At 39.4% G+C, this 16,802-nt stretch carries 11 protein-coding genes; 4 read left to right on the forward strand and 7 right to left on the reverse strand.

What is annotated here, in order from left to right; genetic code table 11:
- Window positions 1–125 precede the first annotated feature (125 nt).
- The 7 genes from HWV00_RS06505 to HWV00_RS06535 all read right to left on the reverse strand — a co-directional run bounded on the left by HWV00_RS06505 (window position 126) and on the right by HWV00_RS06535 (window position 8,305).
- Window positions 126–560 carry a universal stress protein gene (locus tag HWV00_RS06505; RefSeq protein WP_211685302.1) on the reverse strand — a complete coding sequence of 145 codons (435 nt, stop codon included), beginning with the start codon at window positions 558–560 and terminating at the stop codon, window positions 126–128.
- Window positions 561–643: 83 nt separating this feature from the next.
- Window positions 644–3,226, reverse strand: a complete 2,583-nt coding sequence (locus HWV00_RS06510; RefSeq protein WP_211685303.1) for a TRAP transporter permease — start codon at window positions 3,224–3,226, stop codon at window positions 644–646.
- A 258-nt stretch (window positions 3,227–3,484) separates the two neighbouring features.
- Window positions 3,485–4,468 (reverse strand): TAXI family TRAP transporter solute-binding subunit, encoded by a 984-nt coding sequence (locus tag HWV00_RS06515; protein ID WP_211685304.1) that lies wholly within the window; start codon window positions 4,466–4,468, stop codon window positions 3,485–3,487.
- A gap of 453 nt (window positions 4,469–4,921) precedes the next feature.
- The gene (locus tag HWV00_RS06520) at window positions 4,922–5,869 is read right to left on the reverse strand and encodes a biotin-dependent carboxyltransferase family protein (protein WP_211685305.1); all 948 of its coding nucleotides are present in this window, start codon (window positions 5,867–5,869) and stop codon (window positions 4,922–4,924) included.
- Window positions 5,869–6,600 carry an allophanate hydrolase subunit 1 gene (locus HWV00_RS06525; protein ID WP_211685306.1) on the reverse strand — a complete coding sequence of 244 codons (732 nt, stop codon included), beginning with the start codon at window positions 6,598–6,600 and terminating at the stop codon, window positions 5,869–5,871. The genes HWV00_RS06520 and HWV00_RS06525 overlap by 1 nt, the downstream gene beginning before the upstream one ends.
- Before the next feature lie 3 nt (window positions 6,601–6,603).
- Entirely contained in the window at window positions 6,604–7,344 is a 741-nt protein-coding gene (locus tag HWV00_RS06530) for a 5-oxoprolinase subunit PxpA (protein ID WP_211685307.1), read from the reverse strand.
- Window positions 7,345–7,561: 217 nt separating this feature from the next.
- Complete coding sequence (locus HWV00_RS06535) at window positions 7,562–8,305, reverse strand: YciK family oxidoreductase (RefSeq protein WP_211685308.1); 744 nt, start codon at window positions 8,303–8,305, stop codon at window positions 7,562–7,564.
- Window positions 8,306–8,419: 114 nt separating this feature from the next.
- Here HWV00_RS06535 and sohB point away from each other — a divergent pair, with 114 nt between their 5' ends.
- The 4 genes from sohB (at window position 8,420) to HWV00_RS06555 (ending at window position 16,757) form a co-directional block, all read left to right on the forward strand.
- A complete protein-coding gene (gene sohB / locus HWV00_RS06540; RefSeq protein WP_211685309.1) occupies window positions 8,420–9,496 on the forward strand; it encodes a protease SohB in 1,077 nt (358 codons plus the stop codon).
- Window positions 9,497–9,818: 322 nt separating this feature from the next.
- A complete protein-coding gene (gene topA, locus HWV00_RS06545; RefSeq protein WP_211685310.1) occupies window positions 9,819–12,485 on the forward strand; it encodes a type I DNA topoisomerase in 2,667 nt (888 codons plus the stop codon).
- 698 nt (window positions 12,486–13,183) lie between these two features.
- Window positions 13,184–14,137 (forward strand): porin, encoded by a 954-nt coding sequence (locus HWV00_RS06550; protein ID WP_211685311.1) that lies wholly within the window; start codon window positions 13,184–13,186, stop codon window positions 14,135–14,137.
- A 262-nt stretch (window positions 14,138–14,399) separates the two neighbouring features.
- A complete protein-coding gene (locus tag HWV00_RS06555) occupies window positions 14,400–16,757 on the forward strand; it encodes a mechanosensitive ion channel family protein (protein WP_211685312.1) in 2,358 nt (785 codons plus the stop codon).
- The last annotated feature ends 45 nt before the right edge of the window (window positions 16,758–16,802 follow it).

The following is a 16,802-nucleotide window of genomic DNA, read 5'->3' on the forward strand; positions in this document are numbered from 1 at the left end:
GATCGCAATAATAACTAAAAAATGAGGGAAGTAAAAGAATTAGAAAGGATAAAGCGAAAATAATGGGGGATAAACATATCGATTTATTCATTAAGGGCAGTGAATAACACCACCCATAAATATCTTTATTGTGGTTTAACTACCATAACGTTTATTGAAGCCGAACTTACGACTTTTGCTGCAACGGAACCGATAACGGCAAGTTCCAATTTAGCGCGTTTGTGACTTGGCATGACAATTAAATCAGCATTGTATTTATTAGCGGCTTTAATAATCTCTTTTGACGGCTTTCCTTCCATCATATGTATCTGTGTCGCGATACCATCATCAATGTGTTTTTCGGCGAAGTCTTTTAATGATGCATGTGCTGATTTACGGATCTCTTGTAAAACAGAGGTAGGGAAGTGCGCTGATACCATAGGTAGTTGAGAAGTTGGCAATACATTCAATAAATGAATAGTAGCACCAGACATTTTTGCTAGTGCACAGGCATGCTCAGCAGCAATATGGCTAAAGCCTTCTTCGTTTAAATCAACAGGTAGTAAGATAATTTTATACATAATGAATTACTTATTTAAAGTGGTTTGGGTATATATGCGATGCACCTAAGTACACCGCATATATGCTTCGTTACCTATGAAGATTACTTATTGTTAGCAATACGGCGACGCTGACCAAGTGCAATACCGGCAAGCAGTAGTAATGCTGGAATGAATAGGAACTCTTTCGCTGGGCGGTCTAGTGGACGTTCGACCATCAGGATACCCCAGTCAAAATCAATACCTGACTTTTCAGCAGGAGAATCAAATCCAACCATATCAACAATCGTTTTATCACCTTCAGTACGTAACTCTAAACCAGTACTTAATAATCGTTCTGCACCTGTGATCGCATCTTCAGCAAAAGGTAGCTGTACAATCTTAGTTTGGAACGCACCATCGAGAGTTTCACCTTCGACACGTAATCGAACATCTGTGCCAACAGGTAAGTCTGCAAGTATTTGCTCAATGTGTTGTGGGCTTACTTCTTCAATTGGTGGGTATACCATGTCCCACCAAAAGCCTGGGCGGAATAGGGTAAACGTGATTAATAATAATCCGATCGTTTCATACCATTTTGATTTCGTTAACCAGTAACCTTGGGTTGCAGCCGAGAAGACTAACATCGCGGTTGTCGCCGAGAATATTGTCAGTAACAGGTGACCAACCGAGTCCACACCAATCAATAATAATTGCGTATTAAAGATGAACATGAAAGGTAAGATCGCGGTACGAATATCGTACATGAAACCTTGGATACCTGTTTTAATTGGATCTGCTTTTGCAATGGCGGCTGCAGCGAAAGCGGCAAGACCAACTGGCGGAGTATCATCGGCCAGAATACCAAAGTAGAATACAAATAAATGCACAGCGATTAAGGGTACGATTAAGCCATTTTGAGCACCTAATTCAACAATAACAGGTGCCATTAGCGTAGATACAACGATGTAGTTTGCTGTTGTCGGTAAACCCATACCTAAGATCAAACTAATAAGCGCAGTAAAGCCCAGCATCAGCATGATGTTACCGCCAGAGATATACTCAACAAACTCAGTCATTACTAGACCGATACCTGTCAGCGTCACTGTACCAACAACAATACCTGCAGCAGCTGTCGCGACACCGATACCGATCATGTTACGAGAACCAGTTACCATACCGTCAAACAATTCAACAAAACCAGTTTTAATAGCGCGTGATATTGGTTGGCTTTGTTTGAAGTAAGCTTGTAATGGACGTTGCGTGATCACAATGAAGATCATGAATACGGTTGCCCAGAATGCTGATAGACCAGGAGAGAAACGTTCAACTGTTAAACACCATACTAATACAACAATTGGTAGTAAGAAGTATAAACCTGCTTTTGCTGTTGGACCCGGAGCTGGCAACTCAAGTAGCTCGCTGTCTGGATCATCAATTTCAAGTTCAGGGAATTTTGTTGAGTATCTCACTAAGGCGATGTAAATCGCGACAGTCGCAATACCGACAATCCAAGTAGCTGAATCACCAAAGACATCTTTCGTCCAGCCAATACCATAATAAACAGCAAAACTAAGTACGATGATGAGCACCACTACAGACATAAACGAGAATAAGCTCTGCGCTAGCGTCGGCTTGTGACGACGTGGTAAACCTTCCATACCCGCTTTACATGCTTCTAAATGCACGATGTAGATCAATGCTACGTAAGAAATAAGCGCAGGTAAAATGGCCGCTTTAATTACTTCGATATAAGGAATACCAACATATTCAACCATCAAGAATGCAGCTGCACCCATAATTGGTGGCGTTAGCTGACCATTGGTTGATGCCGCAACTTCGACTGCACCCGCTTTCGTTGCTGGGAAGCCAACACGCTTCATCAATGGAATGGTAAATGTACCTGTTGTTACAACGTTTGCAATTGAAGAACCTGATACTAAACCACTTAAACCGGATGCAACCACGGCTGCTTTTGCAGGGCCGCCACGCATGTGGCCAAGTAGTGAGAATGCAACTTTAATGAAATAGTTACCAGCGCCCGCTTTATCAAGCAGTGAACCGAATAGTACAAATAAGAATACGAATGACGTTGATACACCAACTGCCACACCAAATACACCTTCGGTTGTTAACCATTGGTGAGACATCGTTTTGTTTAAACTTGCACCTTTATGGGCAATGATGTCGGGCATGTATGGGCCGGCAAAGGTATAAGTTAAAAATACCGCTGCCACAATCATCAGTGGTGGACCTAATGAACGGCGGGTTGCTTCAAGCAGTAATAACATACCAGTTGTTGCAACGGCAGTATCAAAGATAGTTGGTGCGCCAGCACGATCTGCCAATTCATTATAAAATAAGAAAAGATAGCCAGCACAGAACGCGCCTGCTAATGCAAATACCCAATCGGCCAAGGGTACATGGTCACGCGGTGACGATTTCATTGCAGGGTATGCAGTGAATGCTAAGAAAATAGCAAAGGCTAAGTGAACTGAGCGAGCTTCAGTATCGTTAATAATACCAAAATTTAAAATGAACGGCAGAGGAGAGGCATACCATAATTGAAATAATGCCCAAATAAATGGCACTATTAACAATATCTTTTTAGCAATACCTTTAGGATCGCGCGCACCAGTATCTGATTGTGCAAGCATTTCCTGCAGTTCAGCATCCATGCTAGTGGTTTGATTTTCTGTTTTAGACATTTGTCCTCCATCATTCTGCGATATTTTTATCACAAGAAGTGGCTCGGTTATTCGTTAGTAGAATAATTAATAATTACAGAACTCTTAATATAAGAAAGGCTGTACTGCTTATTAGCTTAACTAGTCCGTAGTGTAAGAATAGTCAGTAACTGAGTAAGAGTTGTAAAAATTAAATTATGATTATAAAGCTGGGTGCAATAATCTGCGATAAATAATAAAGGGGACGCTGTCCCCTTTATTATTTTAGTTAAGGCCGTTTTATTTTAGACCAACTTCTTTGTAGTATTTAGCTGCGCCAGGGTGAACTGGTGCGCTAAGTGCTGCTGTCGCCATGTCTTCTTTTGTTAGCGATGCAAATGATGGGTGTAGACGTTTGAACGTATTGAAGTTTTCGAATACAGATTTAGTTACTTCATATACGATTTCGTTAGACATAGATTTTGGTGTAACGATTGTTGCACGTGCACCAAATGTTACTGTGTCTTTCGGCGTACCAGTGTAAGTGCCACCAGGGATAACAACTTGGCTGTAGTACGGGTTTTCTTCAATTAGTTTTTCAACAGTTGAATCGTTTACCGTTACAAGTACAGCGTCACACGTTGTTGTTGCTTCTTTGATTGAACCATTTGGGAAACCAGCGAAGAATACGAATGCGTCGATTTTGTTATCACAAAGTGCTTGAGATTGTTCGTTAGCTTTAAGTTCTGATGTTAGTGAGAACGCGCTGTTATCCCAGTTGTAAGCTTTCATTACAACGTCCATTGTGCTGCGTTGGCCTGAACCTGGGTTACCTACGTTTACACGTTTACCTTTAAGATCTTTAAAGTCTTTAATGCCTGAATCTTTACGAGCAACAATTGTTAGTGCTTCAGCGTGAAGTGAGAATACTGCGCGTAGGTCAGTGTAAGCACCTTGATTTTTGTATTGGTTTAAACCTTTGTAAGCATAAAACTGTTGATCAGATTGTGCTACACCGAAATCAAGTTCACCAGCACGCATTGTGTTGATGTTATAAGCTGAACCACCAGTACTTTCTACTGAACAGCGGATGTTGTGCTCTTTACGGTTGCGGTTTACAAATTTACAAATTGCACCACCGGCAGGATAGTAAACACCTGTAACACCACCAGTACCGATTGTAATAAAGTCACTTGCTTTTGCTGTTGCGATACTTGGTGCCGCCGCAGCTACTGTTAAACTTGCTACAGCAAGTGATTTTGCAATTGTTTTTGTAATAGACATGTTGTGTTCCTTTTTATAAGTCATTAGTCGCTTGTTTTACTTCAGGGCATTCTATGGCCATGAAATTGAATCCGTAAATTCAAGTGGGTGTATTTAATCAGCTAAAATAAATAATGCAATACTTATGATACAGCAAAATAACCCAATTTTATCTGTTTAGACCATACTTTGTGACACCAGGTTAACAAAAAACAAACATTCTATAGTTTTAAGAGAATTTAAGCTAAATTCTAGTACAGACTGGGCTCTTAGATAGATTTTTTTTTATAAAAATACATATTTGTAAATTCGAAAGACTCGTTTTTTGAGGGATATGATATTTTGTTAAATGTTCATAACATAATTTAATTATTTAAATTCATGCTTAAAAACGTGATACTCGTCACTGAAGTGATTGGGTGTTTTGTGTTCATTTATAAAAATATTCTCATATAAAAATGCATTTCACCCTCACTAAAAGTCGAAAAATTGCTTAAATGCGTGCATTTTATAACGTGAAACAATAGGGCTTTCGAGTTTAAAACTAATGTTGGAGCCTTGCTGACGTTGTGATAATTTGCTGCAATCGAGCGCTGAAATCACACCTGCTTTCGGGTAACCTCCGATCGTTTGCCTGTCCTGAAGTAAGATAATAGGCTGTCCATCTGCTGGCAATTGTACGCTACCCAAAGCAATACCTTCAGAGGTTAAGGACGTAGGTAAATTGGTAATTCTGTCACCGGTTAATCGATAACCCATGCGATTTGCTTGGGTACTTATTTGATATGTATTGGTGAGTAGTTGCTGTTGCTGCTCTGATGTGAGCATCTGCCATTGGTAGCAAGGCATTAAGGCTAAGGTTAATGGCGCTGAGTAATTTGGAATATAATGTCGTGGAACCCGAATACATGTTGGTGATTCTGCTGTAGGGTCATTGGTGCATCTCGTCGTGATAGGTAAGTACTGGCCTACATATAAGGGAGTGCTTGTAGCTTCACTAAGCTTATCTCGGACAACGGTACTACGGCTATTGAGGTGTTTCTCTGTTTGAAAGCCACCTAAAACAGCTAAATATCCACATTTACCTGTTTTAGCCCCGTTATACTGAATTATATCGCCTTTCTTCACATGATGTGTTTGCCAATTAAAAGCAGGTTTATCATTAATATTCACGCCAAATTCGGCACCACAAATAGCAATACTGGTATCTGCTAATACCTGTAATGTCATTAATCCATAATGTATTTCAATACTTGCCATGTTACTGCTATTACCAAGTAACTTATTTGCCCATAAATAAGCCTGAAGATCTGCTGGACCACCGGGTGTGATACCTAAATGTTGATAGCCAAAACGGCCAAGATCTTGAATTAAACTGTGAATTCCCGGTTTGATAACGTCAAATGCTGGAGTCGTGGTCATTACGCATTAGCCTCTAGGTTGTAATCATTAAAGTCATCAAGCGAGATAGGTTGAAACTTAACTTGGCAACCAACCGATAAAGTATCAAGTAGAGCGGGGCTCTGACCTATTATTTGCCAACCACCTGGGCTAGTTTTAGGATAAATAGCAGTTTGATTATCAGCAATACCAACACTACCTGCAGGAACTTGTGCCCTTGGGCTACTATGTCGAGGTATTTGTATCCGTTTATCGACATCGCCTAAATAAGCAAAATTGGGCATAAAGCCAATGGCGTAACAACTATATATAGTAGAAGAATGAATTTGGATAATTTCATCGATACTCATTGCTGCATGTTGGGATAAAGATTCAAGATCAGGTGCCAGACTTTCATGATAGCAAACCGGAATGTTGCGCAAACGGGATGCCATTGAATGAGCATGGTTATATTTTGTCGATAAGGGGGACGAAGGCGGGCTCATGACGTTTTGTGCTGACTGTTTTAATTGTTGCTTAACATGAGCGTCAATTATCTTTGCTATCTGACAGGCGTCAATGTTAAGTATATTAAACGTCACCAGTAATGTTTGATATGAAGGAATAATATCAATGATTACGGCGCTTAAATCCGCGGCGTTTTTAAGTCGCAGGTTTAAAGCGTAAATAATAGGTAATAGCTGAGTGTTATCAGCACCTGTAAAGCGAATCAGAATGGCATCATAGCCAATGATATCGAGCTGATATTGCATACTTCACCTCTTATTTTTTGACAGTGCAGACTTTATTTTTTCGATGGCTTTAATAGAATGTGGATTATCACCATGAACACACAGTGTGTCTGCATTTAACGTGATGACGTTACCGTTATTACTTGTAACACTACCTTGTTGCGCAAGTTGTAGCGCTTGGCTAATAATGTGAGCGTGATCGGTGAATACTGCGCCTGACTGCTGTCTATCTTGTAATAAACCGTCATCGGTATAGCAGCGGTCTGCAAAGGCTTCAAAAAGTAGAGGGACATTAAACTGTGCAGCGAGTAATTCGTTACGGCTATTATCTGCTTGGGCCATTAACATAAGGGGTAACCCTGTATCAAAAGCAGCAATCCCTTTTAGAATGGCAACCAGTATATCTTCATTTTTCATCATATCGTTATAGAGCGCACCGTGAGGTTTGACATAACTGAGAGGTATATGTTGTTGGCGACAAAACGCGGCGAGCGCACCTATTTGATAAAGAATAAGTGCTTCGATTTCGCTGGGAGTACACTTTATAGAACGGCGACCAAAACCAACTAGATCTGGATATCCGGGGTGTGCACCGACTTCGACGTTATATTGTTTTGCGAGAGCGACAGTGTGCTGCATAATAAGTGGATCGGAAGCATGAAAACCACAAGCTATGTTGGCCATATCAACGTATGGCATGACAGATTCATCCATACCAAGTCGCCACTGGCCAAAGCTTTCGCCCATATCACAATTCAATTTCACTGGTTAATATCCTTATTAACAAAGGGAACTTATAACTAAGTAATGATTAGTTATTGCAGTAAATATTTATGATAGCAAGCGTTTTATATGATCGCGTTATTTTATGATGAAGATAGATAAGGTCGTAGAATAAAAGTGGGGATAACGAGGAGTGAGTAGGATAAAAGGCCCCAAATAAGAAATTATTATTTGGGGCCTGAGAAATCAAGTCAATAGATTATCTGTTTGGTTGTGCTTTGAATGTCTTACCTGTTTCAGCTACGCTGTCGTTACCCATTAAATAAAGGTAAAGCGGCATAATATCTTCAGCTGTTACAAGTGTTTCAGCGTTTTCACCAGGGAATGCTTTTGCACGCATACCAGTACGTGTTGCACCAGGGTTAATACAGTTAGCGCGCACGTTAGTATTTTCGAATTCATCAGCAAGTGTTTGCATCATGCCTTCTGTTGCAAATTTAGAAATTGCATATTCAGCCCAATAAGCGCGGCCTTTTACACCAACACTTGATGATGTGAAAATAATAGAGGCTTTATCTGCTTTTTTAAGTACAGGTAAAAGTGCACTTGTCATAAATAATTGTGCTTTAACATTTACTTGCATTACTTCGTCATAACTTTTTTCATCGATTTGATGAAATGGACCTAACACACCTAATTGTCCTGCATTGTTCAATAAACCATCTAGTTTACCGAATTGCGCGTCGATGGTATCTGCCATGTCTTTATAATTTTCAACGGTGGCCCCTTTCATATCAAGCGGAATAATCGCAGGCGTAGGCGCGCCAAGTGCTTCAATTTCGTCATAAACAGCTTCAAGTTTAGCCACTGTTTTACCGAGTAAAATCACGGTAGCGCCATGTGCTGCATAGGTTAAAGCAGCTTGACGACCAATACCGTCACCCGCACCTGTAACTAAAATTGTTTTATTTTCTAATAAAGTTTTTTCTGCTTGATAATCCATTTTTGGGTTCCATATCGACATATCTCGCAATATTGTAACCTGCAAAGCTTGTAGATGCGATGCTGTAAATGCTATAAAGAGCAAAAATAGATATAACCGACCGAGGATTAGAATTTGGAATTTTTAAATGAATACGGTATTTTTTTAGCGAAAACGCTAACATTCGTTTTGGCATTATTATTTGTAGTGGTCAGTATTATCAGTCTTACGTCTAAGCAAAAGAAGAGTAATGGACGTTTAGAGATCACCAATTTATCGGAGCAATTTAAAGACGTTGAAGATGAACTTCAGTTACATCTTGTGTCTGAAGATGAAGCTAAAATTTTAGAAAAAGAGCAGCACAAAGCAGAAAAGAAAAAACATAAAGAAGAATTAAAAGCATTTAAAAAGGCCCATAAAGATAAAGCCAATGATGCAGATGCAGCGAAAGAAGAAGTTGAGCCACGTTTGTTTGTGCTTGATTTTACCGCTGGTATTGATGCGAAAGAAGTTGCATCACTGCGTGAAGAGATCACAGCTATCTTGTTTGTTGCTAACGAGCATGATGAAGTATTGGTGCGTTTAGAAAGTGGCGGCGGTGTTGTACATGGTTACGGGCTGGCTAGTTCTCAGCTAGAACGTTTAAAACAAGCTAATATTAAGCTAACAATCGCGGTCGATAAAGTGGCTGCGAGTGGTGGTTATATGATGGCGTGTATTGCGGACCACATAATTGCGGCTCCATTTGCTATCGTCGGTTCTATCGGTGTTGTTGCGCAGATCCCGAACTTCAACCGCCTATTGAAAAAGAACAATATTGACGTTGAACAACTGACTGCGGGTGAATTTAAGCGTACGTTAACGATGTTTGGTGAAAATGACGAAGCAGGGCGTGAAAAGTTCCAGCAAGAACTTGAAGAGACTCACGTATTATTTAAAGATTTTGTGAGTGCTCACCGACCTGATATGGATATCGAAAAAATAGCGACTGGTGAACATTGGTTTGGTACACATGCACACGAACGTGGGCTAGTTGATACATTGCAAACGAGTGATGACTATTTATTAAAAGCGAATAAGTCGAAAACAATATACACCGTTAAATATGTAGTGCGTAAAAAACTAGCTGAAAAGTTAGCGCAAGCGGCATCAATGGCAATTTCGACAAGCTTAAATAAGTTTTTACAGCAAAGTAAGTACCCGCAACTTTAGTTTATAAGTTACGAATGTTGTAAATAATACATTGAAATATAAACTACATATTTTGATAGTGTGTAGTTTATTTGTTTGATAACTATCTTTTTTGTGAACTTTTATTTTGTATAATTATTGATACGCTTGCGTGATATTTTTGTATGAAATCTAGACATAAAAAAAATAATTAAAAAATTATTGACTACTATAAGTATATTCAATGTATATATATAAATAGAGTACAAATTTAAGATGATGCTTTTTGACTATCCTTAAGCGATAAATTATCAATTGTGTTCATCAATTTCATATTATTCATAAATTAAAAGAATCCGTCTGTATGGGAAGATCTCTGGTAATTGTGGAATCGCCAGCAAAAGCGAAGACCATTAATAAATATCTCGGTAAAGACTACATTGTTAAATCAAGTGTGGGTCACGTACGTGATTTACCGACAAGTGGTGGTGCAGCCAAAAAACGAGCCGGTGCTCCGACACTTGCTCAACAAACTAAAGGCATGACGCCAGAAGCTAAAGCTGCATTTAAACAAAAACGTGATAAAAAAGCGCTATATTCTCGTATGGGAATAGACCCAGAAAATGACTGGGCAGCAACCTATCAGATTTTACCTGGTAAAGAAAAAGTCGTTGCTGAGCTACAACAACTTGCTGAAAAAGCAGATATTGTTTATCTCGCAACCGATTTAGACCGCGAGGGGGAAGCTATTGCATGGCACCTGCGGGAAATTATTGGTGGTGATGATTCACGTTTCCAGCGCGTTACGTTTAACGAAATTACAAAAACAGCGATCCAAGAAGCATTTAAACAGCCATCTGAACTGAACATTGCTTGTGTAAATGCACAGCAAGCACGTCGTTTTCTCGATCGTGTTGTTGGTTATATGGTGTCGCCATTGCTTTGGCAAAAAATCGCACGTGGTTTATCTGCTGGACGTGTTCAGTCGGTAGCAGTGCGTTTGATTGTAGACAAAGAAAAAGATATTAAAGCTTTCATTCCTGAAGAATTCTGGGATGTCCATACAGATTTAGTGACTTCATTGGGTGAACCATTACGTGTTGAAACGGTTAAATATGCCGGTGAAGCATTTAAACCCGTTAATGAAGCGCAAGCGACGAAAGCGGTTACTGACTTACAAAACGCAAGTTACTCGTTATTAAAACGTGATGACAGAGCGACAAGCAGTAAACCTAAAGCACCCTTTATTACGTCTACATTACAGCAGGCCGCAAGTACGCGTCACAGTTATGGTGTTAAACGTACGATGGGACTTGCTCAGCGTTTATATGAAGGTGGTTACATTACCTATATGCGTACTGACTCAACAAACTTGAGTAAAGACGCAGTAGAAAGTGCACGTGGCTTCATTGAAAAAAAATACGGTAAAGATTACTTACCAGAAGAACCAAATTTATATGGTTCTAAAAAAGGCGCGCAAGAAGCCCATGAAGCGATCCGACCTTCTGATGTCAATGTTATGTCTGGTGACTTACAAGGCATGGATGATGACGCGAAGAAATTATATGAATTAATTTGGCGTCAGTTTGTTGCTTGTCAAATGGTGCCTGCACAATACGATTCAACGAAATTGACGATTGCTGCTGGCGAGTATCAGCTTACCGCGAAGGGACGTACTATGCGTTTCCCTGGTTGGACTAAAGCGTTACCACCAATGAGCAAGAAGTCTGAAGACGAAAGTAATTTACCTGTGCTTGAAGTGGGTGAAGCGCTTGACCTGATTACTGTTGATCCACTACAACACTTCACTAAGCCGCCTGCGCGTTTTAATGAAGCGTCGTTAGTAAAAGAATTAGAGAAACGTGGCATCGGTCGTCCATCGACGTATGCTTCTATTATCTCGACAATTCAAGATCGTGGTTATGTGAAAGTAGAAAACCGTCGTTTCTTTGCTGAAAAAATGGGTGAGATTGTTACTGAACGTCTTACCGAAAGTTTTGAAGAGCTAATGAACTTCGATTTCACTGCGAGCATGGAGTCTCAATTAGATGGCGTTGCTGAAGGCAAGCTGAACTGGATTGATGTACTTAACGAATTCTTCGGTGACTTTAAGAAGCAGTTGGTAACGGCTGGTGCTGAAGTAGCTGAAGGCGGTATGCGCTCGAACGAAATGGTTATTACGGACATCGAATGTCCAACATGCCAACGTGAGATGGGTATCCGTACAGCGACGACAGGCGTATTCCTTGGTTGTGCTGGTTATAACTTACCACCGAAAGAGCGTTGTAAGAAAACCATTAACCTTGTATCAGGCGAAGAAGCGATTGATTTGCTCAATGAAGACGCTGAAACTGAAGCGCTGATGGCAAAACGTCGTTGTCCTAAATGCAGTACTGCAATGGATAGCTACCTGATTGACGAAACACGTAAATTGCACGTTTGTGGTAATAACCCTGAATGTACAGGCTACGAAGTCGAAAAAGGTGAATTCAAACTAAAAGGCTATGATGGCCCAGTGGTTGAGTGTGATCGTTGTATGTCTGATATGCAGCTTAAAAATGGCCGTTTTGGCAAATATATGGGCTGTACTAACGAAGAATGCAAAAACACTCGTAAGATCCTGAAAAGTGGTGAAGTTGCGCCGCCAAAAGAAGATCCTGTTTTCCTTCCTGAATTGGAATGTGAAAAGTCAGATGCTTACTTTGTGCTACGTGACGGTGCTGCTGGTATCTTCTTAGCGGCGAATACTTTCCCTAAATCTCGTGAGACCCGTGCTCCGCTGATTGAAGAGTTAGTTCGCTTCCGAGATCGTATCTCATCGAAGTTCTATTATTTAGCAGATGCACCAGCGCAAGATCCTGCAGGTAATAAAGCGATTGTACGCTTTAGTCGTAAGACCAAAGAACAATATGTAATGACCGAGGTCGAAAAGAAAGCCACTGGCTGGACTGCTCATTACATTGATGGCAAATGGGTTGAAGAAGAGAAAAAGAAAGCAGTGAAGAAGAAAAAACCTGCGACCGAAAAGTAATTCATAGTTTAGTGTATCTGGCTTTGAGCCTGTGATTAAGCCTATTCTATATTTATTCAATACCTCAGCCATGCTGGGGTATTTTTTTGCCTGCTAATTACGGGACCTTCCCATTAAAGTTCGCTGTATATATTTTTGTTTTCGTGAGCAAGATCTTAATATCAATATTGTTAGTTACCTATATATAGCAGAAACAAGCCTTATTAAAAATTCATACTATGCTATTCCTTACCATTAAGTACTAACTCTAAGTAATTAGATGCGTATTAATTGAACTTTTGGTTATTTGGGTACTCTGATTAACAGTGGAATTAAATAAAAGAGCTCTTCTATAAGTGTTTTTACTGAAGTGATTCTTTTTTAATCATTTCGGTCGCATCCGCCCCTCCTAGTGGGTATTTATTATTTTTTATGTCAAGCCCTTTGTGCTTGTCGTACCTATTTATGTGTCCGCGATCTTGTTTTTGATCTCTTATTGATTTTCTTTATAGTTTTACCAAATTTATTGTGACTATAATCTAATCCAAGTTTTAAGCGTAGTTGTTAAATCTTTATTAAACTAGATACTTGGTTTAACTCGCTACTTGTTAGAATACATTAACTCTTGGTTTAACCCATCATTACCACTTAAAGAGTCATCTTAAAGATAGATTCAAGTAATGAACGAGTTAACTTATAAATCATAAAGGATTTCAAAAATGAAAAAGACTATTCTTGCTTCTGCAATTCTACTAGCTGGCGCTGCAAACGCTGCTGAAGTTTATAACAACGAAGGCACTTCAATCTCTCTAGGTGGTTCTTTCCGTGGTCACGTTGTAATTAATGGTTCTGACGACGTTGTATTTGAAGATGCTGGTTCACGTTTTGATCTTAAAACTACAAAAGAATTAGATAATGGTCTTAAAGCATTTGGTGAATTAGAAGTTAAATATAGTGGCAGCGACGGCGATACACTATATATGCAAAAAGCTATTGTTGGTCTATCACATGACGTATACGGTACTGCGTCACTTGGTAAGCAAATGGGTCTAAACGATGACTTAGTTATGAATGATTTCTCTTATGAGCAAGGTGTTTATAACGAAGATAACGATTTCTTTGGTTCGAACTCTGAAGATCAACTTAAATATTCTAAAGCATTCGCTGGCGCTACAGTAGTTGTTTCATTAATGGATCAAGATACTTACGCTATCGGTGGTACGTATGAAGTTGCTGGCTTAACGCTTGGTGGTTCTTACAACATCGCTAATGACCGTAAAGTTGAGTCTGGTGTTGTTAACATGACTTCTGATAACTCTACATATATTGTAGGTGCTCAGTATTCACTTGACGCACTAACGTTAGGTGTTCAATATCAGTCTAGTGAAGTTGGTAATGCTGATTTCTCTGCATACGGTGTAGGTGCTGAATACGCACTAGGTCAAGCGCGTGTGTACGCTATGTATGACGCATTAGATGGTAAGCTTAATACTAAATCAATTAATGGTGTTCTTGCTGGTGACGGTTCTATCATAGTTCTTGGTGCTGATTATGAACTTGTTAAAGATGTGAAAGCATACGCTGAATTCAGTTCAACTGATTTTGATGCTGATGGCGTAGCTTCATCTGACTCAGATGAAGCTTTAGTAATCGGTGCACGTGTATACTTCTAATCAACCCTGTTGATTTGTTGATATAACAACATTGATTAATGAAACCGCTCACTTAAGTGAGCGGTTTTTTTTCAACTGTTAATTACCTTGCTGTGCTAAATTTACAGTTAAATAATTTTAACCCTATCTATTACTGCCTACTTATTTTATCAATCAAATTCTATATATATGAAATGAATTAATAATGTGCTGATTTCATATCATTCGTTCATAAAGTTTTGATACTATAGTTATTCTTATCAATCAATAATTGGTCATCACTATGCCTCAGCGTATTACCTTAAGCGTCTTTAGCCGTGCATTCGTCGCTACATTATTTATTTATATGCTCTTGATGCTGAGTAATACAGGCCTTGCTTATGCGCAATCGGCGGATTTATCGTTAAAGCAGGGAACAATGGATGTCGTAGATACCAGCGCTGTCAGTAAGGAGAGTGATTACCTGTCGGCTGATTACCAACCTGTAAACAATGATGAACCTTTCGTTGCAGACCGAAAAAACGCGCATAAGGCTAGAAACTGGCGTGTCGTAGAGGCGTCAGAACAACATAATCGTAAAAAAGAATACGGTTATCGAAATGATGAAATGGCGCGTTTTATTTTTTTAATGGATGCCAGAGACCGTAAACAAAAATTACTTGCCAGCTTAGCCCTGTGGCCCCAACACCAAGAACAATTGATAAACAACCTGACGAACGAAGAAGGTGTAGGGCGTTTCACCTCTTTGTTTACTATTTTTATATTGATGCTTGCATCTGGCTTCATTGTTGAGCGTGTTGTTAGTTTAAAAATGGATGCTTTTTCAGACCGAGTCGCAAACGAAAAAGACTCTAGTTTTAGAGAAAATCTTGATTACATATTAATGCGTGGTTTTTTCCAATATGTGGGGATTGCTATCTTTGCCTTAACCGCCGCACTTATTGCGATTTATAACTATAGTGAAACAGACCCATTTCGAGTGTTAAGCCTACATGGATTAGGGCTTGTTGTTAAAATACGTGCATTAGCGATCATATTACGACTTATCTTTGCGCCTTATGCGAAAGGTAATCGCTTGTTTAAAATTGACTGTTCTGCTGCAACGCGCCTATATTGGTCAATTTTGAGTTTCATGGTTGTATATCTTACGATAACGACATTTTGGTATATCCTCATACTGTTCTCATTAGACACCATTCTATTCGCATTAATCATTCCTTCGACCGGTATGATAATGAATATTTTATCGATTGCTTTTATTTGGTTTAATCGTAAAACCATTGAAGGTATGTTTATTGATGAAAAGAAAGCCTGTTCAGCATTTACTCGCTTTTTACGCCAAACTTGGGCAACAGTATTTACTATTTGGTTGTTTGTCGCTTGGGTATTTTGGGCAACGTACGAATTTTTAGGTTATTACGAACAAGCAGATAATTTCACACCGATTTGGTGGCTAACGTTCACCTATCCGATATTAGACCGCTTGGCGTTTGTTATGCTTGGTCAGCTAAAGCGTATTACTTGGTTACAGAGCCATTCTTTCGAAATGCGTTGCGATAAATTTATTAATCGAGTCATCATTGCCCTGCGAGTGATATTTGTGGCTGTTATCTTCTATCATATCGATGCTAGCTTTGATCATAATGCTTGGGAGAAACTTGCTAATAGTCTTGGCGGTTTTATTCAAATGTTCGTTGATATTATTATTGTCATTATATGTGCTTATGCTATTTGGGAGATTATTCAATCTGCTATTGAACGCCATCTGCCTTATGAGATGATTTGCGAAGATAATAACGGTACTTCTACACTAGAAGGAGAAGGTGGTGGCGCTGGTGCTTCTCGTTCTGAAACTTTGTTACCTTTAGTGCGTTCGTTTTTATTAGTATTTTTGTTCTCATGTGTTGTATTAATGATTTTGAGTATTATGGGAGTCGAAATAGCCCCGCTGCTTGCTGGTGCGGGTATCGTCGGTATCGCGGTCGGCTTTGGTGCTCAAAAGTTAGTACAAGATGTTATTTCAGGTATCTTCTTTTTACTCGATGATGCATTCCGTCGCGGGGAGTATATTGAGGCAGCGGATCTACGTGGTACGGTTGAACGTATTTCTATCCGTTCAATTACATTACGCCACCACCTTGGCGCTGTACAAACGATACCTTTCAGTGAGATCGCAACCGTTAGTAATCTATCGCGTGATTGGATCACCAAGAAATTAGAATTTAGACTAGACTACCGAACCGACGTTGAAAAGGTACGTAAGCTGATTAAAAAAGTGGGACAGAAGATGTTATTACACCCTGAATACGGGCAACATTTCCTATTACCGTTAAAATCACAAGGCGTGACAAGGGTAGAAGAATCTGCACTTATCTTCCGGATGAAGTTTACGTGTGTACCTGGTGAGCAGTGGGTCATTCGTCGTGAAGCATTCAGACTTGTTCAAGAATCATTAAAAGCCAATGGCATTGAGTTTGCGCATCGCTCTGTACATGTGTTAACACAGCATGAAGAGAAAGGTGATATTAAAGATATGATTGAAAAAAATGAAGAATTAGCTGATACGTTAGGTGCAGCAGCTGCGATGAGTGTATCTGCGGAGATAAAAAAGAATGATAAAATAGACTCGGATTATAATTAATTACGTGTTTATATTTAATAGTATTAGTGGGTTGTTAAGTGAGCA

The organism is Moritella sp. 24, from assembly GCF_018219155.1.
In the GTDB taxonomy this organism is placed as follows: Bacteria; Pseudomonadota; Gammaproteobacteria; order Enterobacterales; family Moritellaceae; genus Moritella.

Bases quoted from the DNA above. Each gene is read 5' to 3' on its own strand.
- topA (WP_211685310.1), top strand. From the start codon at position 9,819: ATGGGAAGATCTCTGGTAATTGTGGAATCGCCAGCAAAAGCGAAGACC.
- HWV00_RS06535 (WP_211685308.1), bottom strand. From the start codon at position 8,305: ATGGATTATCAAGCAGAAAAAACTTTATTAGAAAATAAAACAATTTTA.
- HWV00_RS06510 (WP_211685303.1), bottom strand. From the start codon at position 3,226: ATGTCTAAAACAGAAAATCAAACCACTAGCATGGATGCTGAACTGCAG.
- HWV00_RS06515 (WP_211685304.1), bottom strand. From the start codon at position 4,468: ATGTCTATTACAAAAACAATTGCAAAATCACTTGCTGTAGCAAGTTTA.
- HWV00_RS06525 (WP_211685306.1), bottom strand. From the start codon at position 6,600: ATGCAATATCAGCTCGATATCATTGGCTATGATGCCATTCTGATTCGC.
- HWV00_RS06520 (WP_211685305.1), bottom strand. From the start codon at position 5,869: ATGACCACGACTCCAGCATTTGACGTTATCAAACCGGGAATTCACAGT.
- HWV00_RS06555 (WP_211685312.1), top strand. From the start codon at position 14,400: ATGCCTCAGCGTATTACCTTAAGCGTCTTTAGCCGTGCATTCGTCGCT.
- HWV00_RS06550 (WP_211685311.1), top strand. From the start codon at position 13,184: ATGAAAAAGACTATTCTTGCTTCTGCAATTCTACTAGCTGGCGCTGCA.
- HWV00_RS06505 (WP_211685302.1), bottom strand. From the start codon at position 560: ATGTATAAAATTATCTTACTACCTGTTGATTTAAACGAAGAAGGCTTT.